We start from the raw sequence: 18,109 nt of genomic DNA on the forward strand, positions 1-18,109 counted from the left end.
GCCGCTATTCTACCGTGCCGGCTGCCGGATGTGGCGCGACCTTGTCACTGCGCCCGGAGGGCGACCTCCTGCCGCCCGCGCAACCGCCCTTCACGTTCGACGTCCAGATTCATGCTGCCTACCGTTTTCATCGTCTCCGACGGCACCGGGATCACTGCCGAGACCTTCGCGCACTCGATCCTCTCCCAGTTCGACCAGAAATTCCGCCTCGTGCGCGTGCCGTTCGTCGATTCGCTCGACAAGGCGTATGCGACCGTCGAGAAGATCAACGAAGCCGCCGTGCACGACGGCCGCCGCTCGATCGTGTTCACGACGCTCGTCGACAGCGAATCGAACGACATCGTCAAGCGCTCGAACGCGCTCGTGCTCGATATGTTCCAGCGTTTCGTCGAGCCGCTCGAGCAGGAACTGCAGCTGAAGTCGAGCCATGCGATGGGCCGCGGCCACCAGAACGCGGACACCGAGGAATACAAGACGCGCATCGAGGCGATCAACTTCTCGCTCGCGCACGACGACGGCCAGTCGAACCGCAACCTGTCGGAAGCCGACGTGATCCTCGTCGGCGTGTCGCGCAGCGGCAAGACCCCGACGAGCCTGTACCTCGCGATGCAGTATGGCGTGAAGGCCGCGAACTATCCGCTGATTCCGGAAGACTTCGAGCGCGGCAAGCTGCCGTCCGCGCTCAGCGCGCACCGCGACAAGCTGTTCGGGCTGTCGATCGATCCGCAGCGCCTGTCCGAGATCCGCAACGAACGCCGGCCGGGCAGCAAGTACGCGGCGCCCGAGAATTGCCGCTACGAGATCAACGAAGCCGAGGCGATGATGCGCCGCGAAGGCATCAAGTGGCTGTCGTCGACGCACAAGTCGATCGAGGAGATCGCGACGACGATCCTGCAGGAAATCCGCCTCGACCGGCAGTCGTACTGACGCGACGCGGCGCGCTCGCGCCGCCCTTCCTGCTCCGGAACGGCAAAAGGCCGCGTGCGACACGCGGCCTTTTTTTCGTTTCGCAGCGGCGCGGCGTCAAACCGCCCTGCCGCCCCGCACCGTCACGCGCGGCGCTGCTGCCGCACCTGCTCGAACAGGCAGACCGCGGCCGCGGCCGCGACGTTCAGCGACTCCATCCCGCCCGGCTGCGGAATCGTCACGCGATGGGTCGCCGCGTCGCGCCAGAACGCCGACACGCCGGCGCCCTCGTTGCCGAACACCCACACGACCGGCCCGGCCAGGTCGCAATCGTAGATCGCCTGCGCGCCGTGCGAATCCGTCAGCGCGACCGGCACGCCGATTCGCTCGGCAAGCGCGCCCGCCTCGACGTCCTCGTGGATCGACAGCAGGAAATGCGCGCCCATGCCCGAGCGCAGCACCTTCGACGACCACGCGTACGCGGTGCCCGGCGCGCAGAACACATGCTTCACGCCCGCCGCCGCCGCGCTGCGCAGGATCGAGCCGACGTTGCCGGCGTCCTGCACGCCGTCGAGCACGACCGACGTGTCGGTCACGCGCGCGGGCAGCGGCTCGGACGGCCGGTCGACGAGCAGCAGGAAGCCCACGCCGTTGACGACGTTCGACAACTGGCCGAACAGCGCGTCGGGCAACGTGACGAGCCGGTGCGCGTCGATGCGGGCGACGATCGCCTGTGCCTCGTCGTGGCGCAGCGCGCCTTCGGTCGCGACGCACAGCTCGGGAATCGCGCCCGTGTCGAGATACGCGCTCGCGAGATGGAATCCTTCGAGCAGCGCCTGGCCGTTGCGGCGCTGATGCGACGTCGAACCCGCGAGCGCCTTCAGGCGCTTGTAAAGCGGGTTGTCGCGAGAGGTAATGACTTTCATCAGAGGGCCTGTTCCCGCTAATAACGGGCTTGCGAACGTGCCTTGCCGGTCGTCCCCCAAGGGGACTTCCTTCGGGGCGCGTGCAAGAAGCAAGGAGCGCCGTTTGGCCGAGCCAAACAAGCGACGCGCGACGCCGCAATGCGGCCGGCAAGGCACGTTCCCGTAACTAAAAAATTCCTGCTTGGGGCTGGCCGCTATTAGCGAGAACAGACCCTCAGATCGAGCGCCGCGCGCACCGGCGCGAACGAGCGGCGATGCGCTTCGCACGGCCCGTGCTCGCGCAGCGCGGCAAGGTGTTTCGCGGTGCCGTAGCCCGCATGCACGTTGAACCCGTAGACTGGGAAGCGCTCGTGCAGGTCGACCAGCATGCGGTCGCGCGTGACCTTCGCGAGAATCGACGCGGCCGAGATGCTCGGCACCAGCGCATCGCCGCTGACGATCGCCTCGGCGCGCACCGACAGCGTCGGGCAGCGGTTGCCGTCGATCTGCGCGAGCGTCGGCACGACCGCGAGCCCTTCGACCGCCCGCTTCATCGCGAGCATCGTCGCGTGCAGGATGTTCAGCGTGTCGATTTCCTCGACGCTCGCCGACGCGATGCAGTACGCGCTCGAACGCGCGACGATCAGCTCGTACAGCGCGTCGCGCTTCTTCGCGGAGAGCGCCTTCGAATCGTCGAGCCCGTCGATCGGCTGCGCGGGATCGAGAATCACCGCGGCGGCCACGACCGGGCCCGCGAGCGGGCCGCGCCCGGCTTCGTCGACGCCGCAGACGATCTCGTCGGGCCGGCTGAAGTCGAAGCCGCCCTGCGCGTCGGCCGGCGTGCGGCGACGCGATGTGCGTGCTGCCGTCATGCGCGCCGCCCCTTGCGCTGTTCGATCACGCGTACGACCGCCTCGGCGGCCTTCGCGGCTGTGTTCTGTCGCAGGGAATGATGCATTTCGGTAAAGATTTCGGTGAGCGTGCGGCGGTTCGCGTCGTCGCGCAGCTGCGTCAGCGTCGCGTCGGCCAGCGCCTCCGGCGTCGCGAAATGCTGCAGCAGCTCCGGCACGACGAAGCGCCCGGCGAGGATGTTCGGCAGGCCGACATACGGCAGGTAGCCCTGCCGGCGCATGATCTGCCCCGTCAGCCAGGGCACCTTGTACGAGATCACCATCGGCTTCTTCAGCAGCGCGGCTTCCAGCGTCACGGTGCCGCTCTTGACGAGGATCGCGTCCGCCGCCGTCATCGCGACCTGCGAACGGCCTTCGGTGATCGTCAGCGCGAGTTGCGGATGCGCGTCGACGAGCGGCTGCAGCAGCGCGCGCAGCGCCGGCGTCGCCGCCGGCATCACGAAGCGCACGCCCGGCTCGCGTTGCTGCATCAGCGCCATCGCCGCGAAGAACGTCGGGCCGATCAGCGCGATTTCCGAGCGCCGGCTGCCGGGCAGCACGGCGATCACCGGGCCGTCTACGGCCAAGCCGAGCGCGATCCGCGCGCCATGCGTGTCGGGCTCGAGCGGGATCTCGTCGGCGAGCGGATGGCCGACGTAGGTCGACGCGACGCCCGCCTTGTCGAGCATCGCCGGTTCGAACGGGAACAGGCACAGCATGTGGTCGACCGACTTGGCGATCTTCTTGATCCGGCCGCCGCGCCACGCCCAGATCGACGGGCACACGAAGTGGATCGAAGGAATGCCCGCGTCGCGAACCGCCTGCTCGACGTTGAAGTTGAAGTCCGGCGCGTCGACGCCGATGAACGCGTCCGGCCGGTCGGCGAGCAGCTGGCGCTTCAGTTCGCCGCGGATCCGCAGGATCTCCGGAATCTGGCCGAGCGCCTCGACGTAGCCGCGCACCGTCAGCTTGTCCATCTGCCAGTGCGAGTCGAAGCCGTGCGCGATCATCCGCTGGCCGCCGATCCCGTAATAGTGGGCCGACGCGGGCAGCCGCTCGTGCAGCCCGCCGAGCAGCGACGCCGCGAGCAGGTCGCCCGACGGCTCGCCCGCCACCATCGCAAGCCGGAGCTGGTTGGTCGGGAGCGACATCGCTTAGCGGATGATGCCGCGCTGGGACGCGTCGATGAACGCGACGAGCGCCTTGACCGGCGCGTCGCCGTCGCCGCCGGCTTCCGCCAGCTCGCGCAGTTGCACCTTCGCTTCCTCGAGCGACAGGCCGTTCTTGTACAGCAGGCGGTACGCGCTGCGCAGCGCCGAGATCGCATCGGGCGAGAAGCCGCGGCGGCGCAGCCCTTCGACGTTGATCCCGTGCGGCTCCGCCTTGTTGCCGGCCGCGATCACGAACGGCGGCACGTCCTGCACGAGCGCCGACGCGCCGCCGAGCATCGCGTGCGCGCCGATGCGCACGAACTGGTGCACGCCGGACATGCCGCCGACGATCGCCCAGTCGCCGATCTCGACGTGGCCCGCCATCTGCGCGTTGCTCGACAGGATCACATGGCTGCCGATGCGGCAGTCGTGGCCGATGTGCACATAGGCCATGATCCAGTTGTCGTCGCCGAGCGTCGTGACGCCCGCGTCCTGCACGGTGCCGGTGTGGATCGTCGTGAATTCGCGGATCGTGTTGCGATTGCCGATCACGAGCCGGGTCGGCTCATCCTGGTACTTCATGTCCTGCGGCCGGCCGCCGACCGACGCGTAATGGCCGATGCGGTTGTCCTCGCCGATCGTCGTGTGACCTTCGATCACGCTGTGCGAACCGATCGTGGTGCGCGCACCGATCGTGACGTGCGGGCCGACGATCGCGTACGGGCCGATCTCGACCGATTCGTCGATCTGCGCGCTCGGCTCGACAATCGCCGTGGGATGAATCCTGGTCATGCGCCGTTGCCTCTCAATGTGATGTGTCGCGTTGCGTTGCCATGCGTGACGCCGCTCAGGGCGCCGCGTCGGCCGTCTTGACCGTGCACATCAGTTCGGCTTCCGCCGCGACCTTGCCGTCCACTTCCGCCACCGCCTTGAACTTCCAGATGCCGCGGATGTAGCGTTCGAACGTCACGTTCAGGATCAGCTGGTCGCCCGGCTCGACCACGCGCTTGAAGCGCGCGCCGTCGATGCCGACGAAGTAGTACAGCGTGTTTTCCGGGTCCTTCGGCTGCTCTTCCGCGAACGTCAGCAGCGCGGCCGCCTGCGCGAGCGCCTCGAGAATCAGCACGCCCGGCATCACCGGCCGCTTCGGGAAATGCCCCTGGAAGAACGGCTCGTTGATCGACACGTTCTTCAGCGCCTTGATGCCCTTGTGCGGCTCGAGCTCGAGCACGCGGTCGACGAGCAGAATCGGGTAGCGATGCGGCAGCAGCGTGAGGATCTTGTGGATGTCGAGATTGATTTTTTCAGTGCTCATGATGGTTCGTCTCACGCAGAGGCTGCGCGGTGGTGATGCAAGTGCTGATGCGGGCCGGTGCCCGGCCCTGTCGGTCGAACCGGGCGGCACGCGCCGTCCCTGCCCGGTTCATGATGTCGGTTACGCGTCCGCGCCGCCGCCGTGGGCGGCCAGTGCGGTCTCGAGCGCCTTGATGCGGTCGCGCAGCTTGTCGAGATTGCGCACGAGCGCGGCGCTCTTGTTCCAGTCGCCGTGGTCGACGGCCGGGAACGCGCTCGTGTAGATGCCTGCCTTCGGCAGCGACTTCGATACGCCCGACTTCGCGGTGATGATCACGTAGTCGCCGAGCGTCACGTGGCCCGCGATGCCGGCCGCGCCGCCGATCATGCAGTGGCGGCCGATCGTCGTGCTTCCTGCGATCCCCGCGTTGCCGGCGATCACCGTGTACGCGCCGATCCGGCAGTTGTGGCCGATCTGGACCAGGTTATCGATCTTCACGCATTCCTCGATGACGGTGTCCGCCATCGCGCCGCGGTCGATCGTCGTGTTCGCGCCGATCTCGACGTCCGGGCCGATCGCCACGCCGCCGACCTGCGGGATCTTGACCCAGCTGCCGGTGCGCGCGTCGCCGTCGCCGACGAAGTCCGGCGCGAAGCCGAAGCCGTCCGAGCCGATCACCGCGCCCGAATGCACGATCGCGCGCGGGCCGATCCGGCAGCCGTGGTAGACCGACACGTTCGGGTACAGGTGGGAATCGGCGCCGATCCTCGTGCCGCGCCCGACGAACACGTTCGCGTCGAGCTGCACGCCGTCCTCGATCACCGCGCCCGCGTCGATCGTCACGTGCGGGCCGATCACCGCGGTCGGGGCCACCTGCGCGGCCGGATCGATCGTCGCGCTCGGATGCACGCCCGCGGCGCGCGGCGGCGCGGCGAGGTCGATGAACATCTGCGCGACGCGCGCGAAGTACGCGTACGGATTCGGCGTCACAATGAAGCTGCGGCCGCCAGCGGCCGCGCCCAGCTTCTCCAGATCCTTCGGCGCGATCAGCACCGCGCCTGCCCGGGTCGTCTCGACCTGCGACAGGTATTTCGGGTTCGCGAGGAACGCGAGCTGCTGGGGGCCGGCCTGGTCGAGCGGCGCGAGGCCGCCGACCTGACACTGGTGGTCACCGGCGATCTCGCCGCCGAACCGCTTTACGAGTGCCTCAAGCGTCAATGCCATTCGTCGTCCGCTCCGTTCAGTTTATCGAGCCGGACGCGAGCGCCTTGAGCACCTTGTCTGTGATGTCGATGCGCGGGCTGACGTACACGGCTTCCTGCACGATCAGGTCGTAGTTCTGCTGCTCGGCGATCTGCTTGATGACCTTGTTGGCGCGCTCGAGCACCGCCGCCAGCTCTTCGTTGCGGCGCTGGTTCAGATCCTCGCGGAACTCGCGCTGCTTGCGCTGGAAGTCGGTGTCGAGCTGTGCGAGGTCGCGCTGCTTCTGCGCGCGATCGGCCGACGACAACGACGAGCCGTTCTTGTCAAGCGAATCCGACATCGATTTCAGGCGCTGCGCCATGTCCTGCAGATCCTTGTCGCGCTTCGCGAACTCGGCTTCGAGCTTCGTCTGCGCCGCCTTCGCGGGCACGGACTCGCGCAGGATCCGATCCGAATTGACCGCCGCGATGCGGGCGACGTCCTGTGCGTGCACCGTCGCGGCGCCCAGGGCCAGCGCAACGGTCAGCGCGCACATCACTCGTTTCGAAAACTTACCGGTTAGCAAAATTACCCTCTCGTTGCTGTTGTCATGAGCGTTCGATCAGAACGCCGTCCCGATCTGGAACTGGAATTTCTGGTACTTGTCGCCTTCGTGCTTCTGAACCGGGAAGCCGAGGCTCAACTTGAGCGGCCCGATCGGCGAGATCCACGCGAGGCCGACGCCGTAGCCGTAACGCAGGCCGTTCGCGCCCGTGCTGTTGCCGCCCGGCGCGTTGCCCCACACGTTGCCGCCGTCGACGAACGTGAACACGCGCAGCGTGCGGTCGTAGCCGGTGCCCGGCAGCGGGAACGTCAGCTCGATGTTGCCGACGACCATCTTCGAGCCGCCGATCGGGTCGTTCGTCTTCGAGTCGCGCGGGCCCAGCGAGCTCGGCTCATAGCCGCGCACGGAGCCGATACCGCCCGCGTAGTAGTTCTTGAAGATCGGGTACGGGTTGCCGATGCCGTTGCCGTAGCCGCCCTGCAGGTTCATGCCCAGGATGAAGCCGCGCGAGAACGAATAGTAGTACTGCGCCTGCAGGTCCGCCTTGTAGTACTGGATCTTGCCGACCGGCACGCCGTACTCCATGTTCGCCTGCGTGAAGTAGCCGCGGCTCGGGATCAGCGCGCTGTCGCGCGCGTCGCGCGACCACGCGACTGTCAGCGGCACCGTGTTCGACACGCGGCCGAACTGGTTCACGTAGTCCTGGTAGCTCTGCGGCGTGTTCGAATCGACGTCGAGGCGGTTCTGCTCGAAGCCCGCGCCGAAGTACACGGTGTCGACTTCCGAGAACGGGATGCCGAACTTCATGTTGCCGCCCGCGCTGACGATCTTGAAGCTCGAGTTCGTCGAATAGTAGAGCGGCTGGTACGTGCGGTAGTAGACGTCCGTGATCCGCTTGATGCCGTCGACCGTGAAGTACGGGTCGACCTGCGTGACGGTCAGCGTCCGGTAGCTCTTCGCGGTGTTGACGTTCACCGCGAGACTCGTGCCCGAGCCGAACACGTTGTCCTGCGACACGCCCGCCGACAGCACGACCTTGTCCGTCGACGAGAAGCCCGCGCCCAGCGTGATCGCGCCGGTCGGCTTCTCGGCGACCTTCACGTTCACGTCGACCTGGTCGTTCGTGCCTTCGACCGGCACCGTCGCCACGTCGACGTCGGTGAAGTAGCCGAGGCGGTTCACGCGGTCCTTCGACAGCGCGAGACGGCTCGAGTCGAACCAGGAGCTCTCGAGCTGGCGCATTTCGCGGCGCACGACCTCGTCGCGGGTGCGCGTGTTGCCGACGATGTTGACGCGGCGCACGTACACGCGGCGGCTCGGATCGACGACGAGCGTCAGGTTCACCTTGTGGTTCGCCTGGTCGATGTCAGGCTGCGCATTGACGGCCGCGAACGCGTAGCCGTATTCGCCGAGCTTGTCGACGATCGCCTTCGTCGTCTGCTGCAGCTTCTCGGCCGAGAAACGGTCGCCCGGCTTGATCTTGATCAGCTTGGTCAGCTCGGCCTCGCGGTCGAGCAGGTTGCCCGCGAGCTTGATGCCGGACACCGTATACGGCTCGCCTTCGTGCAGCGTGACCGTCAGGTACATGTCCTTCTTGTCCGGCGAGATCGACACCTGGGTCGACTCGATGTTGAACTCGAGGTAGCCGCGGTTCAGGTAGTACGAGCGCACCGCCTCGAGGTCGCCGGTCAGCTTTTCCTTCGAGTACAGGTCGTTCTTCGTGTACCAGGAGAACCAGTTCGGCGTCGACAGCTGCATCTCGTCGCGCAGCGTGCTCGTCTTGAACGCCTTGTTGCCGATGAAGTTGATCTGGCGGATCTTCGCGCTCGGGCCTTCGGCGACCGCGAACAGGATCGACACGCGGTTCGCGTCGACCGGCGTGACCGTGGTCTTGACCTCGGCCGCGTAGAAGCCGCGCGTCAGGTACTGGCGCTTGAGCTCCTGCTCCGCCTTGTCGACGAGCGCCTTGTCGTAGTAGCGGCCGTCCGCGAGACCGACGGCGCGCAGCGCCTTCGTCAGGTTGTCCTTGTCGAATTCCTTCGTGCCGGTGAAGTCGATCGACGCAATCGCCGGACGCTCCTGAACCTGCACGATCACGACGTTGCCCTGGGTGGCGATGCGCACGTCGTTGAAAAAGCCCGTCGCGTACAGCGCGCGGATTGCTTCGGATGCCTTGTCGTCCGTGAAGGTATCGCCTTGCTTGATCGGCAGGTACGCGAACACGGAGCCCGGTTCGACGCGCTGCAAGCCCTCGATCTTGATGTCTTGCACCACGAACGGCGCGGCTGCATGCGCCGCGAGTCCGTGCGCGGCGAGCGCCGCCGCTGCCATTGTCTTAGGTACAAAGCGATGAGGTTTGAACAACATGCATCCCCAATATTTAGCTGCATCAAATCAGGCGGCTGCCCGTGGCCGCCGCCTGACGCTTCAGAAATGGATTAACCGAGCCAGATCGTTGAACAGCGCGATCGCCGACAATGCGACGATGCAGATCAACCCGGCTCTTTGCAGAATCAGTTGCCAGCGCTCCGAAACGGCTTTCCCGGTCGCGGCTTCAACCAGATAATATAACAGATGCCCCCCGTCCAAAACGGGAATCGGCAACAAGTTCAGTACGCCAAGGCTAATGCTGACAAGGGCGAGGAACGATAGGAACGCCGACGGACCCAGCCGAGCGCTCTTGCCGGCGTAGTCGGCGATCGTCACCGGACCCGACAGGTTTTTCAGCGAAGCGTCCCCCGTGACCATCCGCCCGAACATCCGCACCGAGTACACCGCGATGTCCCACGTGCGGCGCGCGCCCAGCTTCACGCTGTCGATCGGACCGTAGCGCACGTCGACGCCCGGCGTCTGCATCGACAGCGCCGCGCCGATGCGGCCGACCTGGCGCCCGGTTTCGTCGTCCGGCTGCGCCTGCGGCATGATCGTGACCGCCTGCGTGACGCCGCCGCGCTCGATCTTCAGCGTCAGCGTCTTGCCCGCATGGTGCTTGATCGCGTCGATGAAGCGCGACGCGCCGCCGATCCGCTCGCCGTCGAGCGCAAGCAGCTTGTCGCCGCTCTTCAGCCCCGCCTGCTGCGCCGCGCTGCCCGGCTGCACCGACGCGACCGACAGCGTGCCGCCCCCCGTCTCGAAGCCCAGCCGCGCCATGAAATCGTCGTCGATGTCGCCTTCCGCGATATTGCGCAGATCGACGCGGAAATCGAACGTCGAAGCGCCGCCGTCGCGCGCACCGAGCACGACCTCCCGGTGATCGAACGCCGCTGCGAGGAGCTTCCAGCGCAAGTCCGGCCACGAGCGCACCGGCTGCGTGTCGCCGCCTCGCGCGTCGCGGATCGACACGATCGTCTCGTTGCCGTCGAAGCCCGCGCGGGCCGCCGCCGTGCCGGCCGCCGGCGGCGCGATGATCGCCGCGGGCTCGGTCACGCCGGATGCAAATACGACAGAAAACAGCAGAATTGCCAACAGGAAGTTGGCAATCGGCCCCGCCGCGACGATCGCGATGCGCTTGCCGACCGACTGGCGGTTGAACGCCTGGCCGAGTTCCTCCGGCTTCACGCCGGGGCCCGGTTCGCGTTCGTCGAGCATCTTCACGTAGCCGCCGAGCGGCAGCGCGGACAGCGTCCACTCGGTGCCGGTCTTCTTGCTGACCCAGCGCGCAACCGGCTGGCCGAAGCCGATCGAGAAGCGGAGCACCTTCACGCCGCACCAGCGCGCGACGCGATAATGACCGTACTCATGCACGACAACCAGCACCCCGATCGCCACCGCAAACGCGATCAGTTCGACCAGCACGTTCATGAGCACCTCATTCAGGCAGTGCGCTCCACGCGTGGCGCAGGCGCTTTCGCAATGATTTCGGCGGCGAGGCGGCGTGCCTCGGTATCCGCCGCCAGGACGTCGTCGAGCCCGTTCGGCGCGCGGTTCGGCAGCGCGTTGAGCACCGCGTCGACCGTCGCCGCGATCGCCATGAAGCCGATCCGGCGCTCGAGAAACGCTTCGACCGCGACTTCGTTCGCCGCGTTCAACGCAGCGCTCGCGATGCCGCCTTCAGCCATCGCCTTCAGCGCGAGCGCGAGGCACGGGAAGCGCGCGTAGTCGGGCTTCTCGAACGACAGCTGCGCGATCTGCGCGAGGTCGAGCTGCTCGACGCCCGCGTCGACGCGGTCCGGATAGGCGAGCGCATGCGCGATCGGCGTGCGCATGTCGGGATTGCCGAGCTGCGCGAGCACCGAGCCGTCGCGATACGACACCAGCGAATGGATCACGCTCTGCGGATGGATCAGCACGTCGATCCGGTCGCCCGGCAGCCCGAAGATCCAGTGCGCCTCGATCACCTCGAGGCCCTTGTTCATCATCGTCGCGGAATCGACCGAAATCTTCCGGCCCATCACCCAGTTCGGGTGCTTGCACGCCTCGTCGGGCGTCACGTCGACGAGCGTCGCCGGTTCGCGGGTGCGGAACGGGCCGCCCGACGCGGTCAGGATGATCTTCGCGATCCCGCCGTGCTCGGCCGCGTCGCGCGGCATGCACTGGAAGATCGCGTTGTGTTCGCTGTCGACCGGCAACAGGATCGCGCCGTGGTCGCGCACCGCGTCCATGAAGATCGCGCCCGACATCACGAGCGACTCCTTGTTCGCGAGCAGGATGCGCTTGCCGGCGCGCGCGGCCGCGAGGCTCGGCGCGAGGCCGGCCGCGCCGACGATCGCCGCGACGACGGTGTCGCACTGGTCGCTCTGCGACACGTCGACGAGCGCCTGCGGCCCGTAGGCGACCGCGGTCTTGCTGCCGGCCGCGCGCAGTTGCGCTTCGACGTGCGCGGCCGTCTGCGCGTCGCCGACCACCGCGACCTCGGGCGCAAAGCGCAGGCACTGGGCGACCAGCTTGTCGCCGTTGCGATGCGCGGTCAGCGCATAAACCGAGAAGCGCTCCGGATGGCGCGCGACCACGTCGAGCGTACTGTCTCCGATCGAGCCCGTCGAACCGAGCAATGTCAGGCGTTTTTGCATAACTGAAGTGTAGGGTTTAACCGTGAAACAGCAGCATCGCGAGCGGCAGCACGGGCAGCAGCGCGTCGACGCGATCGAGCACGCCGCCGTGCCCCGGCAGCAGACCGCTCGAATCCTTCACGCCGGCCTGGCGCTTCAGCAGCGACTCGAACAGGTCGCCGATCACGCTGTACGCGACGAGCAGCGTCAGCGCCGCCCAGGCGCCCGGCCCGCCGAACTGCGCGGCGAAGGCAGAAAAAAGGGTCGGCTCGAACAGGTGCGCAGCCATCGCGACGCTCGCGACGACCATCACGGCGAGCCAGCCGCCCACCGCCCCTTCCCAGCTCTTCCCGGGGCTGATCGTGACTGCCAGTTTACGCTTCCCGAAGGCCTTGCCCGCGAAATATGCACCGATATCGGCCAGCCACACAACGAGCAGCAGCGACAGCACGAACGGCACGCCTTGTGCGCGCGCCGCGACGAGCGCGTGCCAGCAGGCGGTGAAGATCACGAGGCCGGCCGCGAGCAGGAACGGCCGCCACACGCCCTCGGCGAGCACGGGCTTGCGCCGCAGCGCGAACGGGCCGACCAGCAGCCAGAACACGCCGGCCGCCGCAAAAAGGGGGCGGGATGAAGAGGTGCCGATGCCGAGGCGCGTGGTCGCCAGCAGCGCCAGCGCCGCGACGATCGCGTAGACGACCGGGCCGGCGCCGCCGAGCTTCAGCAGGCGCGCCCATTCCCAGGCGGCGAACACGAGCACGACGCCGATCAGCGCGCCGAACGCGCTCAACGGCGCGAACAATGTCACCGGCAGCAGCACCGCCAGCAGCACGACCGCCGTGATCACACGGGTTTTCAGCATGAAAGGGAATCGGCGTTCTGGGATTGCGGCTCGAGCTGCGCGCTCGTGCGGCCGAAGCGGCGCTCGCGATCGGTGTACGACGCCAGCGCGGCGGCCAGCGCTGCGCCGTCGAAGTCCGGCCAGAATTTGTCGGTGAAATAGAATTCGGTGTACGCGAGCTGCCACAGCAGGAAGTTGCTGATGCGCTGTTCGCCGCCGGTGCGGATGAACAGGTCAGGCTCCGGCGCATAGGCCATCGCCAGGTGGGGCGCGAAGCTGTCTTCGCTGACTTCCACCTCGCAGCCCTCGCGCACGGCCTGCTCGACGAGCTTGCGGGTCGCTTGCAGGATGTCCCACCGGCCGCCGTAGTTCGCGGCAATGGTGAGCGTGAGGCGCGTGTTGCGCGCCGTCTTGGTTTCGGCGCGGCGGATCAGCGCCTGGATCCGCGGCTCGAAGCGATCGAGATCGCCGACGACGCGCAGGCGGATCCCGTTCGCATGCAGCTTGCCGACCTCGCGCTCCAGCGCGGTGATGAACAGCCGCATCAGGAACGACACTTCCTCGGTCGGCCGCCGCCAGTTCTCCGAGCTGAACGCGAACAGCGTCAGGTATTCGACGCCGACGCGCGCGCAGCCCTCGACCACCGCCCGCACCGCGTCGACGCCGCGCGTATGCCCCGCGACGCGGGGCAGGCGGCGTTCGGTCGCCCAACGGCCATTGCCGTCCATGATGATCGCGATGTGACGCGGCACGGCGCCGACGTCAGGCACGCGAACGGTAGAGCTGGTATAAGTCATGGCCGTTGAGACAGTAATGCGGGAAGAAGGCGGTACGCGAGAACGACGGTCAGACCGTCATGATCTCCGCTTCCTTGCTCTGGACGAGCTTGTCGATTTCGGCCACGTGCTTGTCGGTCAGCTTCTGCACGTCGTCGCCCGCGCGGCGCTCGTCGTCTTCCGAGATTTCCTTGTCCTTGACCAGCTTCTTGAGCTGTTCGTTCGCGTCGCGGCGCAGGTTGCGGATCGCGACCTTCGCGGTCTCGCCTTCGCTCTTCACGACCTTCGTCAGCTCGCGGCGGCGCTCTTCCGTCAGCGGCGGCATCGGCACGCGGATCAGGTCGCCGGACGTCGCCGGGTTCAGGCCCAGGTCGGCTTCGCGGATGGCCTTCTCGACCTTCGCGACCATGTTCTTTTCCCACGGCTGCACGCCGATCGTGCGCGCGTCGACGAGCGTCAGGTTGGCCACCTGCGAGATCGGCACCATCGAGCCGTAGTAGTCGACCTGCACGTGATCGAGCAGGCCCGTGTGCGCACGGCCCGTGCGGATCTTCGCCAGATCGTTCTTGAACGCTTCGATCGAGCGCTGCATCTTCTGCTCTACGCCCTTCTTGACATCAGCGACACTCATTTCAACCTCCGAACCTTCAAATCTTCAATGGACGCGGACTCGTCGCGTGCGCAGCGGCGCCGCGCGGGCGCGCCAACCGGTTGCCCGGCCGGTCGCCCGCATCCGCGGGAGTTTACACGTGGACGAGCGTACCCTCTTCCTCGCCCAGCACGATGCGCTTGAGCGCACCCGGCTTGTTGATCGAAAACACGCGAATCGGCAGCTTCTGGTCGCGGCACAGCGCGAACGCGGTCGCGTCCATCACCTGCAGGTTGCGGCTGATCGCCTCGTCGAAGCTGATCGTCGTGTAGCGCGTGGCGGACGGATCCTTCTTCGGATCGGCGGAATACACGCCGTCGACCTTCGTCGCCTTCAGCACCACCTCGGCGCCCACTTCCGAGCCGCGCAGCGCAGCAGCCGTGTCGGTCGTGAAGAACGGGTTGCCGGTGCCGGCAGCGAAGATCACGACGCGGCCTTCCTCGAGCTGGCGGATCGCACGCGGGCGGATGTACGGCTCGACGACCTGGTCCATCCGCAGCGCGGACTGCACGCGCGCCTCGATGCCGGCGTGGCGCATCGCGTCCTGCAGCGCCAGCGCGTTCATCATCGTCGCCAGCATCCCCATATAGTCCGCCGTCGCGCGGTCCATGCCGGCCGCGCCGCCCGCGACGCCACGGAAAATATTGCCACCGCCGATCACCACCGCGAGCTGCGTGCCGAGTCGCACGACTTCGGCGATATCGGCCACCATCCGCTCAATCGTAGCGCGATTGATGCCGAAGGCATCGTCGCCCATCAGCGCTTCGCCGGAAAGTTTGAGGAGGACGCGTTTATAGGCATTGGACATAGGGGCTTCCGAGCGACGAGAGGATGACAACCACGAACTGTAGGGGCGAAATACTGATTCGGGCAAGCGCCGCCGGCCAGACCGGATTCCGGCCGACCGGCAGCGCCGCCGGCCGCGGCGGGAGCGGACGCCCGCCGCGGGTGCTGCCGGACTGCTTACTGCTGCTTTGCTGCTGCGACTTGCGCGGCCACTTCGGCGGCGAAGTCGTCTTGACGCTTCTCGATGCCTTCGCCGACGACGAACAGCGCGAACTTCTGCACTGCAGCATTCGCAGCCTTCAGCATCTGCTCGATCGTCTGCTTGTCGTTCTTCACGAACGTCTGGTTCAGCAGCGACACTTCCTTCAGGTACTTCTGGACGCTGCCGTCGACCATCTTCGCGACGATTTCAGCCGGCTTGCCCGATTCCGCAGCCTTCTGCTCGGCCACGCGGCGCTCCGTCTCGATCAGCTCGGCCGGCACGTCGGCCGACGACAGCGCGACCGGCTTCATTGCCGCGATGTGCATCGCGACGTCCTTGCCGACCTGCTCTTCCGCGCCCGTGTACTCGACGATCACGCCGATGCGCGAGCCGTGCAGGTAGGTCGCGATCTGGTTCGCGGTTTCGAAACGGACGAAACGGCGGATCGAGACGTTCTCGCCGATCTTGCCGATCAGCGCCAGACGCACTGCGTCGACCGTCGAACCCTCGAGCGGCAGCGCCGACAGCGCAGCCACGTCGGCCGGGTTTTGCGTCGCGACGAGTTCTGCAACCGTCTTCGAGAATGCGAGGAAGTCGTCGTTCTTCGCGACGAAGTCGGTTTCGCAGTTCAGCTCGACGAGCGCGCCTGCGTTGCCGCCGACGAACGATGCGACGACGCCTTCGGCCGTCACGCGCGATGCCGCCTTGCTCGCCTTGTTGCCGAGCTTGACGCGCAGCAGCTCTTCAGCCTTGGCCAGGTCGCCGTCGGCTTCCGTCAGCGCCTTCTTGCACTCCATCATCGGTGCGTCGGTCTTTGCGCGCAGTTCTGCCACCATGCTTGCGGTAATTGCCGCCATCATTCGCTCCTTGAGTCTGTATTCACAACGCCGCCCGCTTGGACGCGAACGGCCGAGATTCGTTTCCGGACCCGCGCCGATTCGGCGCGATCAGGTCCGGCGCACAAGCTTAAAAAAAGGGGGCCTGTTGAGAGCCCCCTTTTTGCGCCGGCTCGGGGCCAGTTACGCGTTTTCCTCGACGTACTCGTCGTCGCCGCCACGCACTGCCTGGACCACTTCGTTGACCGCGTTCGCACGGCCTTCCAGGATCGCGTCGGCCACGCCTTCCGCGTACAGCGCGACGGCCTTGCTCGAGTCGTCGTTACCCGGGATCACGTAGTCCACACCTTCCGGCGAGTGGTTCGTATCGACCACGGCGATGACCGGCACGCCCAGCTTGTTCGCTTCGGTGACGGCAATCTTGTGGTAGCCGACGTCGACGACGAAGATTGCGTCCGGAATGCCGCCCATGTCCTTCACGCCGCCGATCGACTTCTGCAGCTTGGCGATTTCACGTTCGAACAGCAGCGCTTCCTTCTTGCTCATCTTCTCGGTTTCGCCCGATTCGACGGCCGCTTCCATGTCCTTCAGGCGCTTGATCGAAACCTTCAGCGTCTTGAAGTTGGTCATCATGCCGCCGAGCCAGCGTGCGTTGACGTACGGCATGCCTGCGCGCTGCGCTTCCTGAGCGATCGTGTCGCGCGACTGGCGCTTCGTGCCGACGAACAGGATCGTGCCGCGGTTCGCTGCCAGCTGACGCACGTACTTCTGTGCGTCCGTGAACATCGGCAGCGTCTTTTCGAGGTTGATGATGTGAATCTTGTTGCGGTGACCGAAAATGAACGGTGCCATCTTCGGGTTCCAGAAACGGGTCTGGTGACCGAAGTGGACACCCGCTTCCAGCATTTGGCGCATCGTAACTGCCATGTAAATTCTCCACGAGGGTTGGGTCTTAAGCCGGCTGCCGTACCGCCGCGCGAGGCTTTCCGCTCCGCGCGGCCGGCACCCTGGTTGCGCCGGCTTGCGATTCGGCACGTGCAAAAACGAAGCTGCCCGTGCCGCAAGCCTTTCACCGCAAACGCCGCCCCAGCTTGGGACATGCGAGGCATTTGAGTGTCGACTTAGCCAAAGAGTATAGCACGCCGAGTTGTCCGCCCTCAAGTCGCCCGACACTTTGCCGGGCCGGCGGCGGTGCCCGCGGCAATCCGCAAAAACCCGCATCCACGCGGGCGCCGGGGCTGCGACACCCGCCATAAGGTGCGATAATCCGTCAATTCACCGCTTTCCAGGCACACCTCGATGGCTATTACGCTCAAAAACGAACACGATATCGCGCAGATGCGCGTCGCCTGCCGTCTGGCGAGCGAACTGCTCGACTACCTGACCCCGCATGTCGTCGCCGGCATCACGACCGCCGAACTCGACCGCCTTTGCCACAACTACATGGTCGACGTGCAGGGCACGGTTCCCGCGACGCTGAACTATCAGCCGCCCGGCTACCCGCCCTACCCGGCGTCGTGCTGCATTTCCGTCAACGACGTGATCTGCCACGGCATCCCGGGCGACAAGGTGCTCAAGAACGGCGACGCGCTGAACATCGACGTCACCGTGATCAAGGAAGGCTACTTCGGCGACACGAGCCGGATGTTCATCGTCGGCGAAGGGTCGATCCTCGCGAAGCGCCTCGTGCAGACCACCTACGAGTGCATGTGGCTCGGCATCGACCAGGTCAAGCCGGGCGCGCACCTCGGCGACATCGGCCACGCGATCCAGAAGCATGCGGAAGCGCAGGGCTACAGCGTCGTGCGCGAGTACTGCGGCCACGGCATCGGCACGGTGTTCCACGAGGACCCGCAGGTCGTCCACTACGGCCGCCCGGGCACCGGCGTCGAACTGAAGCCGGGCATGATCTTCACGATCGAGCCGATGATCAACGCCGGCAAGCGCGACATCCGCACGATGCCCGACCAGTGGACGGTCAAGACGCGCGACCGCAGCCTGTCCGCGCAGTGGGAGCACACCGTGCTCGTCACCGAAACCGGCTACGACGTGCTGACCGTGTCCGCCGGCTCGCCCGAGCGCCCCGTCTTCGCCCATTCGACCCCGGCGGCCTGAGCGCGCCCGCGCCCGCCCGCTTC

At 66.6% G+C, this 18,109-nt stretch carries 18 protein-coding genes; 2 read left to right on the top strand and 16 right to left on the bottom strand.

Going from position 1 to position 18,109, the window contains the following annotated elements; all coding sequences use genetic code 11:
- The first annotated feature begins 111 nt into the window (after positions 1-111).
- Positions 112-927, top strand: a complete 816-nt coding sequence (gene ppsR / locus B7P44_RS10715; RefSeq protein WP_084903747.1) for a posphoenolpyruvate synthetase regulatory kinase/phosphorylase PpsR — start codon at positions 112-114, stop codon at positions 925-927.
- Positions 928-1,049: 122 nt separating this feature from the next.
- Here the strand turns inward: ppsR and B7P44_RS10720 are convergent, their stop codons facing one another.
- From B7P44_RS10720 to rpsB, 16 genes are all read right to left on the bottom strand, one after another.
- On the bottom strand, positions 1,050-1,832 hold the full coding sequence (locus B7P44_RS10720; protein ID WP_084903749.1) for a TrmH family RNA methyltransferase: 783 nt from the start codon (positions 1,830-1,832) through the stop codon (positions 1,050-1,052).
- 197 nt (positions 1,833-2,029) lie between these two features.
- The gene (gene rnhB, locus B7P44_RS10725; protein WP_084903752.1) at positions 2,030-2,683 is read right to left on the bottom strand and encodes a ribonuclease HII; all 654 of its coding nucleotides are present in this window, start codon (positions 2,681-2,683) and stop codon (positions 2,030-2,032) included.
- Positions 2,680-3,852: a lipid-A-disaccharide synthase gene (gene lpxB / locus B7P44_RS10730; RefSeq protein WP_084903754.1), complete on the bottom strand. Its 1,173-nt coding sequence runs from the start codon at positions 3,850-3,852 to the stop codon at positions 2,680-2,682. The genes rnhB and lpxB overlap by 4 nt, the downstream gene beginning before the upstream one ends.
- A 3-nt stretch (positions 3,853-3,855) precedes the next feature.
- Positions 3,856-4,644, bottom strand: a complete 789-nt coding sequence (gene lpxA / locus B7P44_RS10735; protein ID WP_084903757.1) for an acyl-ACP--UDP-N-acetylglucosamine O-acyltransferase — start codon at positions 4,642-4,644, stop codon at positions 3,856-3,858.
- Positions 4,645-4,699: 55 nt separating this feature from the next.
- Complete coding sequence (gene fabZ / locus B7P44_RS10740) at positions 4,700-5,167, bottom strand: 3-hydroxyacyl-ACP dehydratase FabZ (RefSeq protein WP_006495559.1); 468 nt, start codon at positions 5,165-5,167, stop codon at positions 4,700-4,702.
- Positions 5,168-5,287: 120 nt separating this feature from the next.
- Complete coding sequence (lpxD, locus tag B7P44_RS10745) at positions 5,288-6,370, bottom strand: UDP-3-O-(3-hydroxymyristoyl)glucosamine N-acyltransferase (protein ID WP_084903759.1); 1,083 nt, start codon at positions 6,368-6,370, stop codon at positions 5,288-5,290.
- A gap of 16 nt (positions 6,371-6,386) precedes the next feature.
- Positions 6,387-6,884 carry an OmpH/Skp family outer membrane protein gene (locus tag B7P44_RS10750; protein ID WP_193834367.1) on the bottom strand — a complete coding sequence of 166 codons (498 nt, stop codon included), beginning with the start codon at positions 6,882-6,884 and terminating at the stop codon, positions 6,387-6,389.
- A 66-nt stretch (positions 6,885-6,950) separates the two neighbouring features.
- The gene (gene bamA, locus B7P44_RS10755) at positions 6,951-9,260 is read right to left on the bottom strand and encodes an outer membrane protein assembly factor BamA (RefSeq protein ID WP_084903765.1); all 2,310 of its coding nucleotides are present in this window, start codon (positions 9,258-9,260) and stop codon (positions 6,951-6,953) included.
- A gap of 60 nt (positions 9,261-9,320) precedes the next feature.
- Entirely contained in the window at positions 9,321-10,694 is a 1,374-nt protein-coding gene (gene rseP, locus B7P44_RS10760; RefSeq protein WP_084903767.1) for an RIP metalloprotease RseP, read from the bottom strand.
- Between the two features lie 11 nt (positions 10,695-10,705).
- Positions 10,706-11,902 (bottom strand): 1-deoxy-D-xylulose-5-phosphate reductoisomerase, encoded by a 1,197-nt coding sequence (locus B7P44_RS10765; protein WP_084903770.1) that lies wholly within the window; start codon positions 11,900-11,902, stop codon positions 10,706-10,708.
- A 16-nt stretch (positions 11,903-11,918) separates the two neighbouring features.
- A complete protein-coding gene (locus B7P44_RS10770) occupies positions 11,919-12,743 on the bottom strand; it encodes a phosphatidate cytidylyltransferase (RefSeq protein WP_084903772.1) in 825 nt (274 codons plus the stop codon).
- On the bottom strand, positions 12,737-13,519 hold the full coding sequence (uppS, locus tag B7P44_RS10775; RefSeq protein ID WP_084903775.1) for a polyprenyl diphosphate synthase: 783 nt from the start codon (positions 13,517-13,519) through the stop codon (positions 12,737-12,739). Before uppS ends, B7P44_RS10770 begins: the two co-directional genes overlap by 7 nt.
- 49 nt (positions 13,520-13,568) lie before the next feature.
- Entirely contained in the window at positions 13,569-14,129 is a 561-nt protein-coding gene (frr, locus tag B7P44_RS10780) for a ribosome recycling factor (RefSeq protein ID WP_084903777.1), read from the bottom strand.
- A gap of 112 nt (positions 14,130-14,241) precedes the next feature.
- Positions 14,242-14,955, bottom strand: coding sequence for a UMP kinase (pyrH, locus tag B7P44_RS10785; protein WP_084903779.1), 714 nt, complete (start codon positions 14,953-14,955; stop codon positions 14,242-14,244).
- Between the two features lie 155 nt (positions 14,956-15,110).
- The gene (gene tsf / locus B7P44_RS10790; RefSeq protein WP_084903782.1) at positions 15,111-15,992 is read right to left on the bottom strand and encodes a translation elongation factor Ts; all 882 of its coding nucleotides are present in this window, start codon (positions 15,990-15,992) and stop codon (positions 15,111-15,113) included.
- A gap of 162 nt (positions 15,993-16,154) precedes the next feature.
- Positions 16,155-16,898, bottom strand: coding sequence for a 30S ribosomal protein S2 (rpsB, locus tag B7P44_RS10795; RefSeq protein WP_026044645.1), 744 nt, complete (start codon positions 16,896-16,898; stop codon positions 16,155-16,157).
- A gap of 372 nt (positions 16,899-17,270) precedes the next feature.
- On the opposite strand from rpsB, the gene map reads away from it, so the two are divergent.
- Complete coding sequence (gene map, locus B7P44_RS10805; protein ID WP_084903785.1) at positions 17,271-18,086, top strand: type I methionyl aminopeptidase; 816 nt, start codon at positions 17,271-17,273, stop codon at positions 18,084-18,086.
- Positions 18,087-18,109: the final 23 nt, after the last annotated feature.

The organism is Burkholderia ubonensis subsp. mesacidophila (assembly GCF_002097715.1).
Classification (GTDB): Bacteria; Pseudomonadota; Gammaproteobacteria; order Burkholderiales; family Burkholderiaceae; genus Burkholderia; species Burkholderia mesacidophila.